This window comes from Mesorhizobium sp. SP-1A, assembly GCF_032460275.1.
Classification (GTDB): domain Bacteria; phylum Pseudomonadota; class Alphaproteobacteria; order Rhizobiales; family Rhizobiaceae; genus Mesorhizobium.
This window is the reverse complement of sequence record NZ_JAVXZD010000001.1, coordinates 427,290-449,491: the sequence shown is the minus strand read 5'-3', so window position 1 is coordinate 449,491 and position 22,202 is coordinate 427,290. Positions and strand designations below refer to the sequence as shown.

General features: G+C 65.4%; 22 protein-coding genes. 14 read left to right on the top strand and 8 right to left on the bottom strand.

Annotated elements, in window-relative coordinates:
- Positions 1–17: 17 nt before the first annotated feature.
- The 4 genes from QU595_RS02090 to tauA all read right to left on the bottom strand — a co-directional run bounded on the left by QU595_RS02090 (position 18) and on the right by tauA (position 3,324).
- Positions 18–392 (bottom strand): nuclear transport factor 2 family protein, encoded by a 375-nt coding sequence (locus tag QU595_RS02090; RefSeq protein ID WP_315920654.1) that lies wholly within the window; start codon positions 390–392, stop codon positions 18–20.
- Between the two features lie 155 nt (positions 393–547).
- Positions 548–1,375, bottom strand: coding sequence for an ABC transporter permease subunit (locus QU595_RS02085; protein WP_315918620.1), 828 nt, complete (start codon positions 1,373–1,375; stop codon positions 548–550).
- Complete coding sequence (locus QU595_RS02080) at positions 1,368–2,180, bottom strand: taurine ABC transporter ATP-binding protein (RefSeq protein ID WP_315918619.1); 813 nt, start codon at positions 2,178–2,180, stop codon at positions 1,368–1,370. Before QU595_RS02080 ends, QU595_RS02085 begins: the two co-directional genes overlap by 8 nt.
- A 112-nt stretch (positions 2,181–2,292) precedes the next feature.
- A complete protein-coding gene (gene tauA / locus QU595_RS02075) occupies positions 2,293–3,324 on the bottom strand; it encodes a taurine ABC transporter substrate-binding protein (protein WP_315918618.1) in 1,032 nt (343 codons plus the stop codon).
- A gap of 168 nt (positions 3,325–3,492) precedes the next feature.
- On the opposite strand from tauA, the gene QU595_RS02070 reads away from it, so the two are divergent.
- The 9 genes from QU595_RS02070 (at position 3,493) to ccoS (ending at position 13,179) form a co-directional block, all read left to right on the top strand.
- A complete protein-coding gene (locus QU595_RS02070) occupies positions 3,493–4,998 on the top strand; it encodes a PLP-dependent aminotransferase family protein (RefSeq protein ID WP_315918617.1) in 1,506 nt (501 codons plus the stop codon).
- Between the two features lie 147 nt (positions 4,999–5,145).
- Entirely contained in the window at positions 5,146–6,756 is a 1,611-nt protein-coding gene (gene ccoN, locus QU595_RS02065) for a cytochrome-c oxidase, cbb3-type subunit I (RefSeq protein ID WP_315918616.1), read from the top strand.
- A gap of 12 nt (positions 6,757–6,768) precedes the next feature.
- Positions 6,769–7,500 carry a cytochrome-c oxidase, cbb3-type subunit II gene (ccoO, locus tag QU595_RS02060; protein ID WP_315918615.1) on the top strand — a complete coding sequence of 244 codons (732 nt, stop codon included), beginning with the start codon at positions 6,769–6,771 and terminating at the stop codon, positions 7,498–7,500.
- A 9-nt stretch (positions 7,501–7,509) separates the two neighbouring features.
- Entirely contained in the window at positions 7,510–7,668 is a 159-nt protein-coding gene (locus QU595_RS02055) for a cbb3-type cytochrome c oxidase subunit 3 (RefSeq protein ID WP_315918614.1), read from the top strand.
- On the top strand, positions 7,665–8,528 hold the full coding sequence (ccoP, locus tag QU595_RS02050) for a cytochrome-c oxidase, cbb3-type subunit III (protein ID WP_315918613.1): 864 nt from the start codon (positions 7,665–7,667) through the stop codon (positions 8,526–8,528). Before QU595_RS02055 ends, ccoP begins: the two co-directional genes overlap by 4 nt.
- A gap of 190 nt (positions 8,529–8,718) precedes the next feature.
- Positions 8,719–10,275: a cytochrome c oxidase accessory protein CcoG gene (ccoG, locus tag QU595_RS02045; protein WP_315918612.1), complete on the top strand. Its 1,557-nt coding sequence runs from the start codon at positions 8,719–8,721 to the stop codon at positions 10,273–10,275.
- Positions 10,272–10,766 carry a FixH family protein gene (locus tag QU595_RS02040; protein ID WP_315918611.1) on the top strand — a complete coding sequence of 165 codons (495 nt, stop codon included), beginning with the start codon at positions 10,272–10,274 and terminating at the stop codon, positions 10,764–10,766. Before ccoG ends, QU595_RS02040 begins: the two co-directional genes overlap by 4 nt.
- Complete coding sequence (locus tag QU595_RS02035) at positions 10,763–13,027, top strand: cation-translocating P-type ATPase (protein ID WP_315918610.1); 2,265 nt, start codon at positions 10,763–10,765, stop codon at positions 13,025–13,027. The genes QU595_RS02040 and QU595_RS02035 overlap by 4 nt, the downstream gene beginning before the upstream one ends.
- Complete coding sequence (gene ccoS / locus QU595_RS02030) at positions 13,024–13,179, top strand: cbb3-type cytochrome oxidase assembly protein CcoS (protein WP_315918609.1); 156 nt, start codon at positions 13,024–13,026, stop codon at positions 13,177–13,179. The genes QU595_RS02035 and ccoS overlap by 4 nt, the downstream gene beginning before the upstream one ends.
- Here the strand turns inward: ccoS and QU595_RS02025 are convergent.
- Positions 13,176–14,198: an aldo/keto reductase gene (locus tag QU595_RS02025; protein ID WP_315918608.1), complete on the bottom strand. Its 1,023-nt coding sequence runs from the start codon at positions 14,196–14,198 to the stop codon at positions 13,176–13,178. The two genes, ccoS and QU595_RS02025, sit on opposite strands and share 4 nt — an antisense overlap.
- Positions 14,199–14,321: 123 nt before the next feature.
- Here QU595_RS02025 and QU595_RS02020 point away from each other — a divergent pair, with 123 nt between their 5' ends.
- Entirely contained in the window at positions 14,322–14,885 is a 564-nt protein-coding gene (locus QU595_RS02020; RefSeq protein ID WP_315918607.1) for an SIS domain-containing protein, read from the top strand.
- 4 nt (positions 14,886–14,889) lie between these two features.
- The gene (locus tag QU595_RS02015; RefSeq protein WP_315918606.1) at positions 14,890–15,645 is read left to right on the top strand and encodes a creatininase family protein; all 756 of its coding nucleotides are present in this window, start codon (positions 14,890–14,892) and stop codon (positions 15,643–15,645) included.
- A gap of 6 nt (positions 15,646–15,651) precedes the next feature.
- Here QU595_RS02015 and QU595_RS02010 read toward each other — a convergent pair whose 3' ends face one another.
- From QU595_RS02010 to QU595_RS02000, 3 genes are all read right to left on the bottom strand, one after another.
- Positions 15,652–16,569: a carbohydrate ABC transporter permease gene (locus QU595_RS02010; RefSeq protein WP_315918605.1), complete on the bottom strand. Its 918-nt coding sequence runs from the start codon at positions 16,567–16,569 to the stop codon at positions 15,652–15,654.
- Positions 16,570–16,575: 6 nt separating this feature from the next.
- Positions 16,576–17,694 (bottom strand): sugar ABC transporter permease, encoded by a 1,119-nt coding sequence (locus QU595_RS02005; protein ID WP_315918604.1) that lies wholly within the window; start codon positions 17,692–17,694, stop codon positions 16,576–16,578.
- A gap of 72 nt (positions 17,695–17,766) precedes the next feature.
- Positions 17,767–19,443, bottom strand: a complete 1,677-nt coding sequence (locus QU595_RS02000; RefSeq protein WP_315918603.1) for a sugar ABC transporter substrate-binding protein — start codon at positions 19,441–19,443, stop codon at positions 17,767–17,769.
- A 278-nt stretch (positions 19,444–19,721) separates the two neighbouring features.
- Between QU595_RS02000 and QU595_RS01995 the strand changes: the two genes are divergently transcribed.
- The 3 genes from QU595_RS01995 to rbsK are packed head-to-tail and all read left to right on the top strand — an operon-like array spanning position 19,722 to position 22,199.
- Entirely contained in the window at positions 19,722–20,783 is a 1,062-nt protein-coding gene (locus tag QU595_RS01995; protein ID WP_315918602.1) for a sn-glycerol-3-phosphate ABC transporter ATP-binding protein UgpC, read from the top strand.
- A 26-nt stretch (positions 20,784–20,809) separates the two neighbouring features.
- Entirely contained in the window at positions 20,810–21,262 is a 453-nt protein-coding gene (locus tag QU595_RS01990) for an RbsD/FucU family protein (protein WP_315918601.1), read from the top strand.
- 4 nt (positions 21,263–21,266) lie between these two features.
- Complete coding sequence (rbsK, locus tag QU595_RS01985) at positions 21,267–22,199, top strand: ribokinase (RefSeq protein ID WP_315918600.1); 933 nt, start codon at positions 21,267–21,269, stop codon at positions 22,197–22,199.
- The last annotated feature ends 3 nt before the right edge of the window (positions 22,200–22,202 follow it).

Here is a 22,202-nt window from a genome sequence, read left to right as displayed (position 1 = left end):
CGTTCGGACGGTCGCTGTCATGCCTTGATGAGGGGCCGGTTCTTGCGGAAAGCCTGCTTCCTGACGATCTTGCCGTCGCGCAGCGTGAACAGGTCGCAGCCTTCCGCCTCGATGCGGCTGCCGTCGGCATTGGTGCCGGTGAAGGTCCATTCCGAAACCGCGCGGTCGCCGTGAACGAAATGGCTGTGATGGGCCCAGTTGGCGTCCTTCATCGCGCCCCATACGCCGGAGAACGCCGCCGCGATGGCGTCGGTGCCTTCGATGCGGGTGCCCCAGGCGTCCGGGCCGCCGACCGCGTTGAAGACGCAATCCGGTGCGAAATAGGCCATCACGCTATCGATATCGTGACGATTGAAGGCATCGAACAGCGCGGCGAGGTCGGTTGCCGTGATTTGCGGTGTCGTCATTTTTTGGTCCTTCTTCCAAGGGTCGGCGTGCGCGGATGCACGCCGGGGTTCGGGCAACGATCGCCCGTGATGCGGTTCATCGAGAAAGCCGGCGGGCGCCGCCTAGGGCGGCGGCGCTCCCGGCCGGGCCTCGCGTTCCATCAGACGCGTCCCTTCCAGGGAATGAAGATCTTCTCCAGGTAGCGGATCAGAAGATCGAAGGCGAAGGCGAACACGCCGATGACGATGATGCCCATGATGACCGTGTCGCTGGCCAGGTATTCGGCGGCGTTCAGCACCATGAAACCGAGGCCGCGGCTGGCGGCGACCATTTCGGCCGCGACCAGGGTCGTCCAGCCGACGCCGATGCCGATGCGCATGCCGGTGAAGATCTCCGGCAGCGCCGCCTTCATGATCACCTGGCTGATGACCTGGCTGCGGGTGGCGCCCATGGCATAGGCGGCGTGGATCTGTTCGATCGACACCGAGCGGACGCCGGCGCGGGCCGCGATCGCCATCGGTGCGAAGATCGCCAGGAAGATCAGGAAGACCTTCGGGAACTCGCCGATGCCGAGCCAGATGATGACCAGCGGCAGGTAGGCCAGCGGCGGCAGCGGGCGGTAGAACTCGATGATCGGATCGAGCAGGCCGCGAATGACCCGGTTGACGCCCATCAGGACGCCGAGCGGAATGGCGGTCACGCAGGCCAGCGCGAAAGCGCCGAAGACCCGGCCCAGACTGGCCAGCGTGTGCTGCGCCAGCGTGGAGTTGGCCACGCCCTCGGTCATGGCGATGACGAACTTGTTGTAAACCGCCATGGGAGACGGCAGGAACAGGGGCTTCACCCAGCCCATGCTGGTGACGAGGAACCACAGCGCGATCAGGACCAGCGCGGTGAGGAGGCTGATGTGGCCGCTATAGCCATCGCCGGGCGCGCCGTAGACCTTGCCGGGCTTTACGGATTTCGCCTTTGCCAAACGCTCAAGCATTGACCAACTCCGGGTTTCCTGAAGCTCGCTCGTCGCCATAGATGATCCCCAGAACGGTTTCCCGCATTTGAATGAAGTCGGGACTGGATTTGATCGCGCGCGCGTCCCCGCTGGCAAGGAAGCGCCGGTTGAAATCGAGTTCGTAGGTGTGGGTGATACGACCCGGACGCGGCGACATGACGATGAGCCGCGACGCCAGGAAAAGCGCCTCTTCCACGCTGTGGGTGATGAAGAAGAACATCTTGTGGGTATGCTGCCAGACCCTGAGCAGCAACTCCTGGATGGTTTCGCGGGTCAGCGCGTCGAGCGCCGCCATCGGTTCGTCCATCAGCAGCATCGCGGGGTCGCAGGTCAGCGCCCGGGCGATGCCGACGCGTTGCTGCATGCCGCCCGAGAGCTGGTAGATCATGTGCCTGTGAAAGTCCTGCAGGCCGACAAGCGCCAGGTTACGGACGGCACGCTCACGCCGCTCCTCCTTGGCCACGCCCTGCAGCTTCAGGCCGAACTCGGTGTTGTCGATGACGTTCAGCCAGGGCAACAGCGCATGTTTCTGGAACACCACGCCGCGGTCGGCGCCAGGGCCGTTGATGCGGCGGCCGCCCAAAGTGATCTCGCCGGCCGTCGGCGTCATGAAGCCGGCCATCAGGTTGAGAAGCGTGGTCTTGCCGCAGCCGGAGGCGCCGAGCGCCACCACGAAGTCGCCGCTGTTGATCGTCAGGTTGACGCCCTTCAGCGCGATAACCGCCTCATCCGAATGCAGGCCCGGATAGGTCAGGTTCACATTGCTGACGTTGAGAGTTTGCATATCATGCCTTCTTGGGTCACGCCCTTTGGGCAAAGCTCAAGGGTTACGGGATCCAAGCGGAACCCGTGGGGAAATCGCCGGCGGCCAAGCCGCCGGCAGGCATTTCAGATCGTTACTTGGCAGCCGCCGTCGCGAATTCCGCGTTCACAAAGCCGCTATAGTCCGGCAGCGCAGCGTCGATCTGCTTCTGCTCCACAAGGAACTTAGCACTTTCCGTGAGCGCGCGCACTGCCCCGCCTTTGACGCCGCCGCCGAGCCAGGCGTCGGAAGCCTGTTCCTGCACGGTCGGGAACACCAGAAGCTTCAAGGCCTCGACCACGTCCTCCGGTTTGCCGCCGATCATCTTGACGATGCCCTGGACCTCGGGAGAATCGGCGGTCCAGCTGGCGCCCTTTTCCTTGTAGCCGGCATAAGCGTCGGCCAGCACCTTGGCGAAGGCAGCCATGAACTTCGGATTGTCGGCGGCGAACTTCTTGTCCACGACGATGCCGTCGAAGGTCGGCACGCTGGCCTTGCCGATCACCTCGGAGTCGGAGATCACCTTGCCGCTCTTGAGGATTTCAGACAGGGCCGGCGGCCAGACGTAAGCCGCGTCGATGTCGCCGCGCTGCCAGGCGGCGACGATCTGCGGCGGCTTCATGTTGAGGATGTTGACTTCGCGCGGGTCGACCTTCCAGACCTTTTCGAGGCCGACGAGAAGATGGAAGTGGGAGGTGGACACGAAAGGCACGCCCACCTTCTTGCCCTTGAGGTCTTCCGGCTTCTCGATGCCCGAGCCGTTGCGCGCCACGAGCGCTTCGGACTTGCCGATATTGTCCAGGATCCAGAACAGCTGGAGGTCGACGCCACGGGTGGCGGCTGCAGCGGTGCCCGTCGAGCCCAGCACGCCGACCGGCACGTTGCCGGAAGCGAGAGCGGTCGAGATGTCGCCGCCGGACGAGAATTGCCGCCAGTCAACCGTGTAGCCGGCTTCCTTCAGCGCCTTGTCGAAGCTGCCGTCGGCGATGGCGCTGACGAACGGGCCCACGATCTGCTGATAGCCGACGACGACTGTCGTCTGCGCGAAGGCCGCCCCCGCGTAGAGCACGGAGGCCGCGACCGCGGCTACTCTCGTAAAACCTTTTATTGCCTTTACCAAATGCATCGAATTCCTCCCGATTGAGATGCAGTTCCTGTCGGAACCAGGATGATCTTATACCGCGACCTTGTCCTGATCCCGCTAAGAATATGCTCTTGAAGGGATATGACAGGGAACATCTTTGTCTTATATCCAGTCTGAAACTTGAATGAGTCCAATCGGACGGCAGAACCATTGGAACCGCATACGGCATCCGAGACGATCTTCTTCGTGGACCGGTCGCTCAGGACCAGCCTGCAAAGCCAGATCCGCGAAACGCTGGTGTCGGCCATATTGTCGGGGCGGCTGTTCCCCGGCGCGCGGCTGCCTTCCACGCGCCGGCTGGCCGAATACCTCAACATTTCGCGCATCACGGTGACGCTGGCCTACCAGGAACTCGCTTCGCAGGGATATCTGGAAGCGAAGGGGCGCAGCGCCTATCTGGTCGCCGGCGCGCCGCCGCTGACCGGGCTGGAAACGAGCGACGTCTTCGACGCCGAAGGCGCCGTGGACTGGCGCTCCAAGATCAGGGCGAAGTTCTCCATCGCCAAGCCTATCCACAAGCCGCTGGACTGGCGGCGCTATCCCTATCCCTTCCTCTACGGCCAGATGGATCCGACGCTTTTCGACCTCACCGCCTGGCGCGACTGCGCGCGGCGCGCCTTGGCCAAGGAGGATTTCGAACTGATGGCCGGCGACTTCGCCGCCGCCGACGACGTGCAGCTCGTCAACTACATCTGCACCCGTACCCTGCCCAGCCGGGGCATTCGCGCGCAGCCGGACGAAATCCTCGTGACGGTGGGCGCGCAGAACGCCATCTGGCTGGCGATCCAGTTGCTGCTCAAGCAGGGCTCGACCGCCGTCTGCGAGAACCCCTGCCACCCGGACCTTTCGGCCGCACTGCGCCTGAGCGGCGCGGATGTCGTGGCTGTCGATGTCGACAAGGAAGGCTTGCCCCCGTCGAACCTGCCGGCGTCGACAGACGTCGTGTTCGTCACGCCCAGCCATCATGCGCCGACCGCCGCCACCATGCCGATGCAGCGGCGCCAGGACCTGCTGCAGAAGGCGGAGGAGGAGGATTTCGTCATCGTCGAGGACGATTACGAGTTCGAGATGAGCTTCCTCAAGCCGCCCTCGCCCGCCCTGAAGTCGCTCGACCGCAACGGGCGGGTGCTCTATGTCGGAAGCTTCTCGAAATCGCTGTTTCCCGGCCTGCGGCTCGGCTATCTGGCCGCGCCCGCACCGGTGATCCGCGAAGCCCGCGCGCTCCGGGCGCTGATGCTCAGGCACCCGCCCGGCCATCTCCAGCGCATCGTCTCGTACTTCCTGGCGCTCGGTCACTACGACGCGGTCGTGCACCGCATGCGCACCGAATACCAGAAACGGCACGAGGTGATGGCCGGCGCGCTCGAACGCGAGGGGCTGAAGGTGGCCGGAGCCGCGGATTTCGGCGGCAGCGCCTTCTGGATCGAAGGACCCGAAGGGCTGGACGCCACGGCGCTGATGCATGAATTGCGCAAGGAAGGGGTGCTGATCGAAACCGGCTTCCCCTTCTTCGCCTATGACGACGGTCCCTGCCGCTATTTCCGCATGGCCTATTCCTCGATCCCCGCCGACCGGATCGCGCAGGGCGTGGCCCGCACCGCTTCCTGCATCGAGCGGATGACCGGCCGCAAGGCGGGGCCGATCATCGCCCGCTGACGCAGCGGCTGCCCGAGGCATCCGCGCAGCACACCCCCGGTAAACCCCGCCGAGTTGACATGGATCAAGGCGCCGGCCCGCGCCGTGCGTGATGGCTTCCGGCAAGGCCGCGAGCAGCGGCCATACGGAGAGTCGCGGGGTCATCCGATGAGATACGGAATCGAAATCACACTGCTGTGCATCGCAGCCTTTCTCGCACTCGCCGGTGCCGGCCTGGGCGTCGATGCGCCGTTCCGCGCCCATATGTGGGTGCTGTTCTTCGTGCTGGCCGGCGGCACGATCGTTCTCATGCGCAACGTGCGGTTCGCACCGCAGCAGGCGCCCGATCCTCACGCCTATATGGACGGGCCGGTGCGCTACGGCACCATCGCCACCGTATTCTGGGCGGTGGTCGGCCTGCTGGTGGGCGTCGTGATCGCGCTCCAGCTCGCCTTCCCCGACCTCAACGTGCAGCCCTGGTTCAATTTCGGCCGCATGCGGCCCCTGCACACTTCGGCGGTGATCTTCGCCTTCGGCGGCAACGCGCTGATGGCCACCTCCTTCTATGTGGTGCAGCGCACCTGCCGCGCGCGCCTGTTCGGCGGCAACCTCGCCTGGTTCGTGTTCTGGGGTTACCAGCTCTTCATCGTCATGGCGGCGACCGGCTATCTGCTCGGCATCACCCAGAGCCGCGAATATGCCGAGCCGGAATGGTATGTCGACCTCTGGCTGACCGTCGTGTGGGTGGCCTATCTGGCGGTTTTCCTCGGCACCATCTTCAAGCGCAAGGAACCGCACATCTACGTCGCCAACTGGTTCTACCTGTCGTTCATCGTCACCATCGCCATGCTGCATGTGGTGAACAACCTGGCGGTGCCGGCGTCCTTCCTCGGCTCCAAGAGCTATTCGCTGTTCTCCGGCGTGCAGGACGCGCTGACGCAGTGGTGGTACGGCCACAACGCCGTCGGCTTCTTCCTCACCGCGGGCTTCCTGGGCATGATGTACTACTTCATTCCCAAGCAGGTGAACCGCCCGATCTATTCCTACCGGCTGTCGATCATCCACTTCTGGTCGCTGATCTTCCTCTACATCTGGGCCGGCCCGCACCATCTGCACTACACCGCCCTGCCCGACTGGGCGCAGACGCTGGGCATGGTGTTCTCGATCATGCTGTGGATGCCGTCCTGGGGCGGCATGATCAACGGCCTGATGACGCTGTCGGGCGCGTGGGACAAGCTGCGCACCGACCCCATCGTGCGCATGATGGTAATGGCGGTCGCCTTCTACGGCATGGCCACCTTCGAGGGGCCGATGATGTCGATCAAGGCGGTCAACTCGCTGTCGCACTACACCGACTGGACCATCGGCCACGTGCATTCCGGCGCGCTGGGCTGGAACGGCCTGATCAGCTTCGGCGCCGTCTACTTCCTGGTGCCGCGCCTGTGGAACCGCGAGCGGCTCTACTCGATCCGCATGGTCAACTGGCACTTCTGGCTGGCGACGCTCGGCATCGTCATCTACGCGGCTTCGATGTGGGTGTCGGGCATCCAGCAGGGCCTGATGTGGCGCGAATACGACGAGCAGGGCTTCCTGGTCTTCTCCTTCGCCGAATCCGTCGCGGCCATGCACCCCTACTACATCATGCGCGCCTTCGGCGGCGGTCTCTACCTGACCGGAGCCATCCTCATGGCCTGGAACGTGACGATGACCATTCGCGGCTTCCAGCGCGAAGAAACCCCTGTGGGCGGCAAGCAGCCCGCCCCGCAGCCGGCCGAATAGGAGCAGACCCCAATGGCCTTGATGGACAAACACGCAATCCTGGAACGCAACGCGACGGCGCTGCTGGTCGGCTCGCTGCTGGTCGTCACCGTCGGCGGCATCGTCGAGATCGCGCCGCTCTTCTACCTCCAGAACACGATCGAGAAGGTGGAAGGCATGCGGCCCTATTCGCCGCTCGAACTGGCGGGACGCAACATCTACATCCGCGAAGGCTGCTATCTGTGCCACAGCCAGATGATCCGGCCCTTCCGCGACGAGGTGGAACGTTACGGCCACTACAGCCTCGCGGCGGAATCCATGTACGATCATCCGTTCCAGTGGGGTTCCAAGCGCACCGGGCCGGACCTCGCCCGCGTCGGCGACCGCTATTCCAACGAATGGCACGTCCAGCACCTGAGCGACCCTCGCTCGGTGGTGCCGGAATCGATCATGCCGAGCTACGCCTTCCTCAAGAACAACCCGATCGATCCGAAGGGCTTCTCCACCCAGCTCGTGGCCAATGTCGATGTCGGCGTTCCCTACAACAAGGAGATGATCGACAGCGCCGAGGCCGACCTGATGGCCCAGGCCGATCCCAACGCCGACACCTCCGAACTTGAGAAGCGCTATCCGAAGGCAAAGATCGGCGACTTCGACGGCAACCCGCAGAAGGTGACCGAGATGGATGCGCTGGTGGCCTATCTGCAGATGCTCGGCACGCTGGTCGACTTCTCGACCTACGACGAAGCCGCCGGCTACCGCTAGGAGCTGGTGATGGAAACCTACACCATGATGCGTCAGTTCGCCGACAGCTGGGGGCTGCTGGCCATGACGCTGTTTTTCGTCGGCGCGGTCCTGTTCGCTTTTCGCCCCGGCGCGAGCAGCAGCGCCAAGGAAGCCGCCCGCATCCCGCTTGAGGACGACAAGAAATGAGCGACAAGAAGATCGACGAAATCTCCGGCGTCGCCACGACCGGACACGAATGGGACGGCATCCAGGAACTGGACAATCCCATGCCGCGCTGGTGGCTGTGGACGTTCTACGCGACCATCGTCTGGGCGCTGGCCTATACCATCGCCTATCCGGCCTGGCCGATGCTGACCTCGGCGACCAAGGGCGTCCTCGGCTTTTCGAGCCGCGGCGCGGTCAAGACCGAGCTGGCCGCGGCCGAGGCGGCCAAGGACAAATATGTCGAGGCCGTGAAGGCCAAGTCGGTCACCGAGATCGAGGGCGACGATTCCTTGCGCGAATTCGCCGTCGCTGCCGGCGGTGCGGCGTTCCGCGTCAATTGCGTGCAGTGCCACGGGTCGGGCGCGGAGGGCTCGAAGGGCTTCCCGAACCTCAACGACGATGACTGGCTCTGGGGCGGATCGCCCGAGCAGATCTACAAGACCGTCACGCATGGCGTGCGCTTCAACACCGATCCCGACACCCACGTTTCCGATATGCCCGCGTTCAGCGAGATACTGGAGCCGCAGCAGATCACCGAGGTCAGCGCTTTCGTGGCCAGCCTTTCGGGTGCGGTTCGCGACCAGGCGATGGTGGCGCCCGGCAAGCAGATCTTCGCCGACAATTGCGCCTCCTGCCACGGCGAGGACGCCAAGGGCAATCCCGAGCTGGGTGCGCCGAACCTGACCGACGGCATCTGGCTTTACGGCAAGGGCGAGGATGCGATCGCCGCCCAGGTACGCCAGCCGAAGCTGGGGGTGATGCCGGCCTGGGGCGCGCGCCTCGGCGACGTGAAGGTCAAGGAACTTGCCGTGTTCGTGCATTCGCTGGGTGGTGGAAAATAGGGCTTAACGGCCCGTCCGATCCTCTCCCCCATCCAGCGACGAGGCTCGCCCCCACCAGGCGAGCCTCGACTTTTTGCCGCAGCCGTTGCCAGGGCCGCCATTCCCTGGGGCGCCGTGCGGGATTCTTGACCTGAATCAAGGCGAGCGCACGGCCGCAGCCCCACAAGCAGGCCAACTGGTGGAAACGATCATGCTCGACACGAACGAAGTAGAAACGCTCGAAGCGGAGGCGGTGAATTCCGCCGCCCGGCGCCAGCCGCTCTATGCGGCGCGCAAGAAGATCTTTCCCAAGCGCGCCTCCGGGCGCTTCCGCCGCTTCAAGTGGATCGTCATGGCGATCACGCTCGGCATCTATTATCTCACCCCATGGCTGCGCTGGGATCGCGGTCCCTACGCGCCGGACCAGGCGGTGCTGGTCGATCTCGCCAACCGGCGCTTCTATTTCTTCTTCATCGAGATCTGGCCGCAGGAATTCTACTATGTCGCCGGCCTGCTGATGATGGCGGGCATCGGGCTTTTTCTGATCACCTCCACCGTGGGCCGCGCCTGGTGCGGCTACACCTGCCCGCAGACCGTCTGGGTGGACCTGTTCCTGGTCGTGGAACGCGCCATCGAGGGCGACCGCAACGCCCGCATCAAGCTGGAGGCCGCTCGCTGGAGCCCGCGCAAGCTGGCCCAGCGCGTGTCCAAGCATGCCGCCTGGCTGCTGATCGCGGTCGCGACGGGAGGCGCGTGGATCTTCTATTTCGCCGACGCGCCCACCCTGTTCAAGGAAGTCGTGAGCGGCGAGGCGCCGTCGGTGGCCTACATGACCATCGGCATCCTGACCGCCACCACCTACATTTTCGGCGGGCTGATGCGGGAGCAGGTCTGCACCTATATGTGCCCGTGGCCGCGCATCCAGGCCGCGATGCTGGACGAGAACTCGCTGACCGTCACCTACAACGACTGGCGCGGCGAGCCACGTTCGCGCCATGCCAAGAAAGCGGCCGCCGCAGGCGAGAAGGTGGGCGATTGCGTGGATTGCAACGCCTGCGTGGCGGTGTGTCCGATGGGCATCGACATCCGCGACGGCCAGCAGCTCGAATGCATCACCTGCGCGCTCTGCATCGACGCCTGCGACGGCGTCATGGACAAGATCGGCAAGGAACGCGGCCTGATCGCCTACGCCACACTGAACGACTACAACGCCAACATGGCGCTGGCCACCGGCAACGGCAGCCATGCCGTCGACCCGGCCCTGGTGCGGGGCGCCGACGGCCGGCTTTCCGGCAAGGTCGCCGACTTCCATCTCGGCAAGATCTTCCGGCCGCGCACCTTCATCTACATGGCGGCATGGTCGCTTATGGGGCTGGCGCTGCTCTATGGGCTGATGACGCGCGAGCGCCTGCAGGTGAACGTGCTGCACGACCGCAACCCGCAATATGTGACGCTGTCGGACGGTTCGATCCGCAACGGCTTCACCGTCAAGCTGCTCAACATGGTCCCGGAGCCCCGCACGCTGGCCGTCGCCATAGACGGGCTGCCCGGAGCCGTGATGACGGCCGTCGGCGGCAGGGCAGAAGGCACCGAACTCACCATCCAGGCGGAGCCGGACATGCTGAAGTCGGTCAAGATCTATGTGCGCCAGCCGCGCAGGCTGGTGAAGGCCGGCGACGTCAATTTCCGCTTCCTGGTCCGGGACGCCGGGGGCACGGAAACCGCTTCCTACGTCGCCATCTTCCACGCTCCGGAGACACTGAAATGAACCGCCGCAGCACCTCTGGCGAATTCACCGGCTGGCACATGCTGTTCGTCATGGTCGCCTTCTTCGGCGTGGTGATCGCCGTCAACCTGACGATGGCGACCTTCGCGCGCACGAGCTGGACGGGGCTGGTGGTCGAGAACACCTATGTCGCCAGCCAGCAGTTCAACCGCAAGGCCGAGGAAGGCCGCGCGCAGGCGGCGCTTCGCTGGAAGGGCGCGCTCACGCTGGCCAAGGGCTCGATCCGCTACGAACTCTCCGATGCGAGCGGCAACCGGATCGTCCCGCGCGCGGTGACGATGGCCTTCCGCCATCCGGCCTATGAAGCGCACGATCGCACGCTTCAGCTCGAAAAGGGCGCGGACGGCGCCTTCCAGTCGAACGAGACCGTGCGCGACGGGGCCTGGATCGTCGAGATCGATGCCGATGTCGGGCGCGACACCCCCTATCGGCAGGTCGAACGCGTGCTCGTCAGGAACGGGGCGGTGGAATGACCTGCTGCGGACCAGCCGCCGAAGCCGCGCTCGATCTCGACCGGCTTTCCGAGCCCTCCAAGGACGAAATCCGGCTGGCCAGCCGCCCGGCCGGGCCCGGCCTGCTCCAGGTCTATCTCAACGTGCCCGGGGCGCATTGCGGCGCCTGCATCCGCAAGATCGAGACCGCGCTGGCGAAACTGCCCGGCGTGGAGGACGCGCGGCTGAACCTTTCCACCCGGCGGGTCGCCGTGCGCTGGCGCGAGGGCGAGATACCGCCGCTGATCGCCACGCTCGACCGGCTGGGCTACGAAGCGCATCTCTTCGACGCGGCACAGGACGACGGCCGCGACCCGGTCCTGTCCGAGCTGATCCGCGCCGTCGCGGTGTCGGGCTTCGCCGCAGGCAACATCATGCTGCTTTCGGTGTCGGTGTGGTCCGGCGCGGACGCGGCCACCCGCGACCTGTTCCACTGGATCTCGGCGCTGATCGCCATACCCGCGCTTGCCTTCGCCGGCCGCATCTACTTCCGCTCGGCCTGGAACGCGTTGCGGCACGGCCGCATGAACATGGACGTGCCCATCGCGCTCGGCATCAGCCTCGCCTATGGCATGAGCCTCTACGAGACGATGACCCACGGCGAGCACGCCTATTTCGACGCCTCGGTCTCGCTGCTGTTCTTCCTGCTGATCGGCCGCACGCTCGACCACGTCATGCGCGAGCGCGCCCGCGTCGCGGTAAGCGGCCTGCGCCGGCTGGCCGCGCGCGGCGCGACCGTGATCCGGCCGGACGGCACGCGGGACTATGTGCCCGCCGACGAGATCGGGACGGGCACCATGCTGCTGGTGGCCGCCGGCGAGCGGGTGCCGGTCGACGCGCGCGTGGTCAACGGCCTGTCGGAGATCGACTGCTCGCTGGTCAGCGGCGAGAGCGAGCCGCAGCGCGCGCAGGCGGGCACGCTGCTGCGTGCCGGCACCATGAACCTGACCGGCGCGCTAACGGTGGAGGCCGTCGCGCGCGCCGAGGATTCCTTCCTGGCCGAAATGGTGCGGCTGATGGAGGCCGCAGAGGGCGGACGGGCGCGCTACCGCCGCATCGCTGATCGCGCATCCGCGCTCTATTCGCCCGTCGTGCACCTGACGGCGCTGCTCACCTTCATCGGCTGGATGATCGCAAGCGGCGACTGGCACCGCGCCATCACCATCGCGATCGCCGTGCTGATCATTACCTGCCCCTGCGCGCTGGGACTGGCCGTGCCGATCGTGCAGGTCGTCGCGGCCCGCCGCCTGTTCGAAAACGGCATCATGGTCAAGGACGGCTCGGCCATGGAGCGGCTGGCGGAGATCGACACCGCCGCCTTCGACAAGACCGGCACGCTGACGATGGGCACGCCGCGCCTCACCGAGGTCGAACGGATCGAGCCGAAGGCGCTGGCCATAGCCGCCTCGCTTGCCGCCAATTCACGCCATCCCGTCGCGCGCGCGGTTGCCGAGGCCGGCAAGGGCATGGACGCCGCCATCCGTTTCGACGCCGTGCGGGAAGTGCCGGGCTGCGGGCTGGAGGGCGAATCCGGCGGCACGGTGTGGCGGCTCGGCCGGTCCGAATGGGCGCTGGCGGACGACACCGGCCATGCCGGCACAGTGCTCTCATGCGACGGCAGGTTTCAGGGCGCCTTCGCCAGCGAGGACCGCATACGCCCGGGAGCCGCGGAGGCCGTGGCCGACCTCGACGAACACGGCATCCATGTCGCGATGCTGACGGGCGACACGCGCGGCAGCGCCGAGGCTGTCGCAGGGCGGCTGGGCATCGCCGATTTCGAGGCCGGCATGCTGCCCGGCGAAAAGTCCGCCTGGCTCGGGGCATTTGCCGCCGACGGCCGCAAGACGCTGATGGTTGGCGACGGCCTGAACGATGCGCCGGCGCTCGCCGCCGCTTACGTCTCCATGGCGCCGGCGACGGCCGCCGACGTCGGCCGCAACGCGGCGGATTTCGTCTTCCTGCGCGAGAGCCTGGTTGCCGTGCCGCTGGCGCTCGACGTTTCCGGGAAGGCGGGACGGCTGATCCGCCAGAACCTCGCCTTCGCCGTGGCCTATAATGCGGTGGCCGTGCCGATCGCCATCCTCGGCCACGTCACGCCGCTGATCGCGGCCATAGCGATGTCGGGCTCTTCCATCGTGGTCATCGCGAACGCGATGCGGCTTTCAGAGCGCGGCGATCTTTTCGCACGCCGGAAGCCGGCCCGCGAGCGGCGAAATGCAGGCGCGCTGAGGCCGGCGGAATGAACAACCTCATCTTCCTCATCCCGGTGGCGCTGTTCCTGGGAGGGCTGGGGCTCGGCGGCTTCCTGTGGGCGCTGCGCAGCGGCCAGTATGAAGACATGGACGGCAGCGCCGAGCGCATTCTCCTGGACGACGATCCGCGAGACCGCGCCTAGCCGGTCGGGGCGTCCGTCCGCATCAAGTCTTCCTTCTTCAAATCCTCCCAAAGGGCGCGGGGCGGATCGGCGCTGAGAAGCGCGGCATTGTCCTCCACCTCGCGCGGGCTCTGGCCGCCGGGGATCACCGATACCACCGCGGGATGGAGCAGCGGGAAGCGCAGGGCGGCCTCGATCAGCCGCACGCCATGACCCCGGCATGCCGCCTCGATGCGGGCGACCTTGTCGAGCACTTCCTGCGGCGCCTCGGAATAGTTGTAGAACGCCCCCGGCTTCGGCCCGGTCGCCAGGATGCCCGAATTATAGGGCCCGCCGAGAACGATGCCGATGCCGCGCTTTTCGCACAGCGGCAGGAAGCTCTCCAGCGCCTCCTGTTCCAGCAGCGTATAGCGTCCGGCCAGCAGGAACAGGTCGAAATCACCCCGGTCGGCCAGCGCCTGCGCCGCCTGCCACTCGTTGATGCCCGCGCCGAACGCCTTGATGACGCCCTGGTCGCGCAGCGACAGCAGCGCGTAGTAGCCCGAGCGCATGAACTCGTCGATGCGGGCCAGCGCGGCCTCTCTGCTGCCGTGGTTGAAGGTATCCAGGTCATGCCCGAACAATATGTCGATACGGTCGACGCCGAGCCGTTCGAGAGACGCCTCGAAGGAGCGCATCACGCCGTCATAGCCATAGTCGTAGACCTCCCGGCGCGAAGGCGTGTCGAAGAACTTGCCGATGCCGGTGCGCTGATCGGGCGGACAGACCTTCAGCAACCGGCCGACCTTGGACGACAGCACGTAATCATCGCGGCTGCGGCCACGCAGGAAACGGTTCAGCCGCGTTTCCGACAGGCCGAGCCCATAGAGCGGCGCGGTATCGAAATAGCGGCAGCCGGCCGCCCATGCCGCCTCCAGTGTCGCTTGCGCCTCCTCGTCCGAGATGGCGCGGTAAAGATTGCCGAGCGGCGCCGTGCCGAAACCCAGTTCGGTGAAGGCGACGCCGCCATTGCCGATGCGCTCGAAATGCCGTGTCTTCATGCTGCCTCCCAGGAGTCGCTCGAACGTTGGACAGGATTTTTGCGCGTTGCTACCATGAACGAAAACAAGTCCTTCGGGGAAGAGCCCGGGCAAAAATTCAGACAAATGACGGGAGCGAGATCGATGACGCGCGAGGAAAAGCCCTTCGAGGCGGCGTTGCGCGAACTGGGTGACGTGCTGGGGCGCATGGACGATGGCGCGATCGACGAAGCCTGCCGCATGCTCACAGGCGCCCGGCGCATCGGCGCGGCCGGGTGCGGGCGCGAGCTTCTTCAGATGAAGGGCTTCGCCATGCGGCTCTTCCATCTCGGCATGCCGGTTGCCTTGGTGGGCGACGTGACCATGCCGCCGCTCGGCCCCGGCGACATATTCCTTGTCACGGCCGGTCCCGGCGAACTGGCGACCATGCTGGCGCTGATGAAGATTGCGCATGAAGCCGGGGCCAAAATCCTGCTGGTCACCGCGCAGGCCGAAAGCGCCGCCGCGCGGCTTGCCGATTTCACGCTGCTCGTCCCGGCGCAGACCATGGCCGACGACCGGGGACCCGCACGCACCTCTGTCCTGCCGATGGGATCGGTCTATGAAGGTGCGTTGTTCGTACTTTTCGAGGTGATGGTGCTGAAGCTGAAGGCGATGCTCGGCGTCGATGCCGAGGCCATGCGCGCGCGCCACACCAACATGGAGTAGCCCGATGCGTTACGAAACGATGCTGCCGCATCAGATCCGCCGCGCGATCGCGGAGAACTGGCCGACGGTGCTGCCGCTCGGCGTGCTGGAATATCACGGCGAGCATATGGGCGTCGGCATGGACACGCTGGCCGTGGTGAAGATGCTCGACCTGTTCGAGCAGGAAGCGGACATCGTCATACTGCCGCCCTTCTACTACGGCGCGGCGAGCTATGCCGTGGCCGCGCCCGAGGGCAGCGGATCGGTCCAGGTGAGCGGCAACGCGCTCGCCCCCTTCGCCGAGGAGCTGTTCTTCTCGCTGCTCAGGATCGGGTTCCGCAACATCCATGCCATCATCCACCACCAGACCGAGAATTTCGTGGCCGGCATGCCGACCGACCTGGCCTTCAAGACCGCCGGCAGGCAGGCGATATTCCGCTTTCTGGAGCGCGAACGCGGCGAAGGCTGGTGGGGCAGCCAGAACATGGCCGACTATTACGCCGAGCACGCCGAGGGCGAAAACCCGTTCAACTGGGTGCAGGTGCATCCGCTGATGCCGACCGGAACGACGCTCACCGAATATCCATTCGACCATGCCGGCATCGGCGAGACCTCGCTGATGCTGGCGCTTTGCCCTGAAGCCGTGGACATGGACCGCTTCGCCGACAATACGGGCTGGTACACGCAAACGGCGAAGGACGCTTCGGCGGAACTCGGCACACGGGGCCGCGACATGATCCTGGCGCATCTGCGGCAGATCCTGGCTCCGCCGAAGCGGTGAGATCGCCTATTTCACCGCGCCGGCCGTCATGCCCATGATGAGATAGCGCTCCAGCGCGATGCCGATGACAGCGAGCGGCGCGATGGCTGCGGTGGCCAGTGCCGCCATGGACCACCAGTTGATGCCCTGCGATCCGGTCTGGCTGGCGACCATGACGGGGATGGTCTTGGCGTCGGTGGAGGTCAGCAGGGCGGCGAAGAAATATTCGTTCCAGCACAGCACCAGCGCCAGGATGAAGGCCGCCACCATGCCGGGCAACGCGATCGGCACCACGATGCGGAAGAAGGCGCCCCAGATCGACAGGCCGTCGACCAGCGCCGCCTCCTCCAGTTCGACCGGGATCGAATTGAACTGGTCGCGCATGATCCAGATGACGATGGGCAGCACCATCAGCGTGTAGAGCAGGATCAGGCCGATGCGCGTGTCGAGCATGGCCAGTTCCTTGTAGAGGACCAGCATCGGCAAGGCGAGCACGACCGGCGGCAGGATGAGCTGCGACAGGAAGAAGAAGGAGATGTCCTCGTTCTTGAAGAACAGGAACTTGTAACGGAACCGGGTCAGCCCATAGGCGGCGAGACTGCCGATGACGATGGCGAGGCTCGATGCGCCGACCGAGGTGATGACCGAATTCAGGAAGCGCTTGAGGAATTCCTCGCGCACCGTGGAGGTCTGGCCGATCGAGTCCGGCGACAGGCCGAGCGAACGCCAGCCTTTCCAGTCCGGCATGAAATCGACGAAGGGCACCAGATGGCCCTGCGTGACATCCACCGCCGTCTTGAACGACGTCGTGACCGTCCAGTAGACCGGGAACAGGCAGACGAAGGCCCAAAACAGCAGAGCGCCGTAGATGAACACCCTGCTGGCGAAGAAGGCTGCCGGGGAGCGGACTTCGGCGGGGGCGTATTCGGTGGTCTGGACGCTCATTGCCGGTCAGTTCACGTTGCGGACGAAACGGTTCGCGACCTTCAGCAGCAGCGTCACGAAGATGATGATCAGGATCAGGTAGACCATCGCCAGCATGGTGCCGTAGCCGACATTCGAGCGGTCGCGATATTCGCGGTAGATGAAGGAGGTGACCGAATCCGTCGCGCCGCCAGGCCCGCCTGAGGTGACGGTGATGATGATGTCGGCCAGCTTCAGCTTGAAGATGATGCGCAGGATGATCGCCGTCAGCGAAACCGGCAGCATCAGCGGAAAGGTAACCTGCCAGAACGTCTGCCATGCGTTGGCGCCGTCCACCTTGGCGGCTTCCAGCACCTCGCGCGACATGGCCTGCAGGCCGGCCAGCAGCATGATCATCATGAAGGGGATGAAGGTCCAGGCATCCAGGATCATGATCGAGATGCGCGCCGTGATCGGGTTCGAGAAGAAGGCCGGATTGTCCCAGCCGAGATACCGGGCCAGAGTCGCCGCAGGCCCGAAGCGGTATTCCATCAGCGATTTGCCGATCATCCAGGACACGGCGACCGGCGACAGCATCAAGGGCAGGAGGAACACCACGCGGAAGAACTTGCGCGCGCGGATCTGGGCGTTCAGCAGCAGCGCCAGGCCGAAGGCGATGACGTACTCGACCAGCACGGCCAGCACGTAGAGCACCATGTTGAACAGGGCGTTGCGATAGTACGGGTCGCCCAGCATCTGCCAGAAATTGGCCAGCCCGTTGAACTTGCGGCCGGAGAACGAACTCAGGTTCCAGTCGGTCAGCGCGATATAGAAGCCGAACAGCGTCGGGAAGATCACCATGGCGATGGTGAACAGCAGCGCCGGCAAAAGGAACAGCGCCCGGTGGCCGTCCTCGCCGCGTATCAGCACCTGGCTGGCTCCGAGCGCCACGCCCCAGACGACATAGGCATAGACGATCGGCCGCCAGGTATCGAAGCCGAATTCGGCCGCGCCGTAGATATGAAGAAGCTGCGTGACGATCGCCGCCGCCAAAAGAACGGAGGCCAGCACGATCAAAAGCTTGCCAACGCGCTTGCGGCCGGATGAAACCGGGTCGAATGCCGCGCCAGCAGCCCAATCATCGGCAGTCGAAGTCCGCTCAGCCACGCATTCGTCCGTTCGCAAGGACTGGGATTGACGTCCGGCGGGCAAGCCCGCCGGACGCCGGATCGTTGCAGGCTACAGGCCGAGCGAGGCCTTGTAGAGCTTTACCTGCTTGTCGCGCCCGATCTGGTCGGTCAGTTTTTCCCAGGCGGCGGCGATGTTGTCGGCGCCCTTCTGCGCATCCACCTGCCCGGCGAAGATCTTGGCCAGCTCGTCCTCGGCGACCGAATAGTACTGGAAGATGCCGGGGATGCGGGGCTCGATCGCCGCGTTCGGATGGTTGTAGCTGTCCTGCTCCGACTTCAGGTAGGACGTGATGAACGCCTCGTCATAGCCGGCCTCGACCCATTCGGGGATATTGAACTGGCTGTTGCGATAGGGCTGGAAGCCGGACGGATACATCGCCGTCCAGATGGAGAGGTCCTTGCCGCCGAGATGCGCAGCCGCCGACCAGGCGGCCTTGTGCTTCTTCTCGTCGGAATCCACCCGCGCCATGACGTAGACGCCCCAGCCGAGATAGGCGCAGTTCGGCGCGAAGTTCGGGCCGCTCGCCAGCTTCTCCCACTTGGCTTCCTTGGCGTTGTAGACGTCGTCGGACCCCGGCAGGATGGAAAAGCCGGTCACGTCGCCCACCACCGACGAATCGTTGGTCTTGACGTTGGAGCCGACATCGCCCCACCACACGACCATGGAGCCGGTGCCGGCGAGGAACTGCTGGAAGGCGGTGGTGTTGGGATCGGCGTTGATCTGGTCCGGCGGCTCCGAAGGCAGCGCGTCGATCACATCCTGGATGGCGCGCACCCAGCCTGGATTGTTGATGCGCGGCTTCATCGTGTCGGCGTCGAACAGCCAGGCCTTGTCGTCGGGGTGCTTCACATAGGCGGTGGCGCGGCTGCCGAGGAAATAGAAGCCGAAACCGCCCCAGGGCTTGGGCGCGTCCAGATAGCCGTAGACGTCCTGCCCCTTCATCTGCTTGCCCTTGAGGAACTTGGTGACGGCCTGCACCTGCTGCCAGGTCTTGGGCACGCCCCATTCGGCGAGGCCGGCCTTTTCGCCGCCGTCCTCCTTCCACGCCTTGGCGAGGTCGGCGTCGGCGAAGACATCGGTGCGGTAGTTGAAATTGTGCGCGTCGCCGTCCACCGTGACGCGGTACTGCTTGCCGTCCCAGGTACCGACCGGCGGCTTGAGATAGCTGACCAGGTCGTCAAAATCGATCTGCTTCTTCACCCAGTCGGGCATCTCCGAGGCAAGGCCCTTGCCGCAGACATCGCCCTCGAAGGGCGCGCCCATCTCGAGAATGTCGAAGTCGATGGTGCCGGTGGCGATGGATTGCTGGAGGCGCGCGTTGTAGTCGGCCTGCGCCAGGTCGATCCAGTTGATCTTGGCGCCCGTATAGGCTTCCCACGGCTTCAGGAAGCCGCGGAACAGCACGTTGTGCAGGTTCTGGTTGTTGAGGCCCATGAACGTCAGCTCGACGCCGGCGAACTCGCCCTGCTTGACGGCGGCCTTGGTGGCGCCGAGGCACAACTCGCCGACCTTCTGGAAGTCGGCATCGGTGGGCTGGCCCTTGCCGACGCCGGGAATCTGCAGGATCTGCTTGCGGATGTCGTCTTGCGCCCGCGCTTCGCGCGTCAAGGCCCCGAGGCCCGCGCCGGACGCCGCGGCAAGGGCCGCCATCGAGGCGGCGCCCTTGAGCACGTCGCGGCGCGTGGCGCCCGCGCGCACAAGCTGGTTGTATAGGCTGACCTTCATGTCTGTTCCTCCCAGGACACCAGTCGTTATTTCTTCGAATTATCCGCGTGATCTCGTGCGACCGCTCCCCTACGATCGATGACGGCTGCGGTTGTTTCCGCCTTTTTCGACTGCCGTCCCAATGCCAAGATCGCGATACTATTCGCGCAACCAGATGCCGTGTCAACGAGGAAGTTTTTTATCTATAAGGTACGATCTTGCCCTGACCGCAGGCCTTGGATAGCTTCGTCGCCAAACAGGCCCGCAAAGGGTCGGCAGGAGGGCCGCAAGGGGAGGACATGGCTCAGGTCGCGATCAGGAATGCAGCAAAGGCCTTCGGGCCGGTGAAGGTCCTTCACGACGTCAGCGTCGATATCCCCGACGGCGAGTTCGTGGTTCTCGTGGGGCCGTCCGGCTGCGGGAAATCCACGCTCCTGCGCATGATCGCGGGGCTCGAGGCGGTCTCGTCCGGCACGATCGCCATCGGCGAGCGGGTGGTCAACCACCTGCCCCCCGCCAAGCGCGACATCGCCATGGTGTTCCAGAGCTATGCGCTCTACCCGCACAAGACGGTGGAGCAGAACATGGCGTTCGCGCTCAAGCTCAGGAAGACCGACCCCGCCGTCGTGGCGGAGCGGGTGAAGCGGGCCGCCGACATACTGGACCTGACGCCTTACCTGAAGCGCTATCCGCGCCAGCTTTCCGGCGGCCAGCGCCAGCGCGTGGCCATGGGGCGCGCCATCGTGCGCAATCCGCAGGTGTTCCTGTTCGACGAGCCGCTGTCCAACCTGGACGCCAAGCTGCGCGTGCAGATGCGCACCGAGATCAAGGAACTGCACCAGCGGCTGAAGACCACCACCATCTACGTCACCCACGACCAGATCGAGGCCATGACCATGGCCGACCGCATCGTGGTGATGCGCGACGGCCATATAGAGCAGATCGGCGCGCCGCTCGAACTGTTCGACAGGCCGGCGAACCTTTTCGTGGCGGGCTTCATCGGCTCTCCGTCGATGAATCTTCTTAGAGGCATGACCAAGGGCGGGGGCGTCCAGCCCGCCGTTGAGATCGAAGGGCAGGCGTTCCCGCTTCCGGCCGCAACAGCGGTCGAGCCGGGCCGCGCGGTCGTTTACGGCATCCGTCCGGAGCATCTGGAATTGGCCGACGACGGCATCGAAACCAAGGTGTCGGTGGTGGAGCCGACCGGATCGGAGACACTGGTGTTCTCGCGTCTCGGCGAGAGCGAGATCGTCGCCCTGTTCCGGCAGCGGCATCACATCCGCCCCGGAGATGCGCTGCGCCTGAAACCGCGCCTCGACCAGGTGCATCTTTTCGACGCCGAGACGGGCAAGCGCCTCTGACCGGCGACCTTCACGGGAGAACATCCATGCTCAAGGGAATAAACCCGCTGCTCAATGCCGAGGTGCTGCATGCGCTGCGGGCGATGGGGCACGGGGACGACCTGATCATAGCGGATACGAATTTCCCGTCCGATTCCGTCGCCCGGCAGACCGCGCTCGGCAAGCTGTTGCGCATCGACGCCCCGGCGCCCGCCGTGGTCGAGGCGGTGCTGTCGCTCTACCCGCTCGACACTTTCGTGGACGACGCGGCCGCGCGCATGGAGATCGTCAGCGCGCCGAACGATATCCCGCCTGTGCAGCAGGAGGTGCAGAAGAAGATCGACGCCGCCGAAGGCCGCTCGCTGCCGATGGTGCCGGTGGAGCGCTATGCCTTCTACGAGCGTGCGAAGAAGGCCTATTGCGTGATCCAGACCGGCGAGCGCCGCTTCTACGGCTGCTTCGCCTTCCGCAAGGGGGTCATCCCCCCGGAAGCGGAATAGCGCGATGTCCGCCGGCAAGCCAATCATCATCCTCGGCGTGTTCGTGGCCGACACCGCTTACCGCGCCTTGCGCCAGCCCCGCATGGGCGAAACCATCCTCGGCTCCTCCTTCAAGCTCGGCCCGGGCGGCAAGGGCTCCAACCAGGCCGTCGCCGCAGGACGGCTGGGCGCGGACGTGACGTTCCTGACCCGTTTGGGCGTCGATCCCTTCGCCGACATGGCGAGACAGGCATGGCGCGAGGCCGGCGTGAAGGATGCGGCGATCCCGACGCCGGACAGCTATACCGGCGCGGCCTACATCTTCGTGGAGGAGACGACGGGCAATAACGCCATCATCGTCTCGCCGGGCGCCGCCTCGCTGATCTCCACAGCCGACATCGACGCACATGCCGACCTGATCCGCTCCGCCGGCGTCTTCGTCACGCAATTGGAGCAGCCGGTTGACGCGGCCATCCGCGCACTGGACATCGCGCGCCGAGCGGGCGTCGCCACGATCCTCAATCCGGCTCCCGCCGCGGCATTGCCGGATCACATGTTCGCGCTCTGTGACTACGCCACGCCGAACGAGACGGAAGCTTCCGAACTCACCGGCGTCGAGGTGCGCAGCCTGGACGATGCACGCCGCGCCGCCGACATTCTGCTGGCGAAGGGCATCGGCACGGCCATCGTGACGCTGGGCGAGAAAGGCGCGCTGGTGCATGGCGGCGGCCGTTCAGAACATGTTCCGGCCTTCAACGCCGGACCGGTGGTGGAGACGACCGGGGCGGGGGACGCGTTCAACGGCGGCTTTGCGGTAGCACTGGCGCGCGGAGAGGATGCGCTGCAAGCAGCCCGTTTCGCCTGTGCCGTGGCCGGCATCTCGGTGACGCGGCCGGGAACGGCCCCATCGATGCCGAACCTTGCCGAGGTGGAAGCTCTGCTTGCCGTAAGCTCCTGAGCC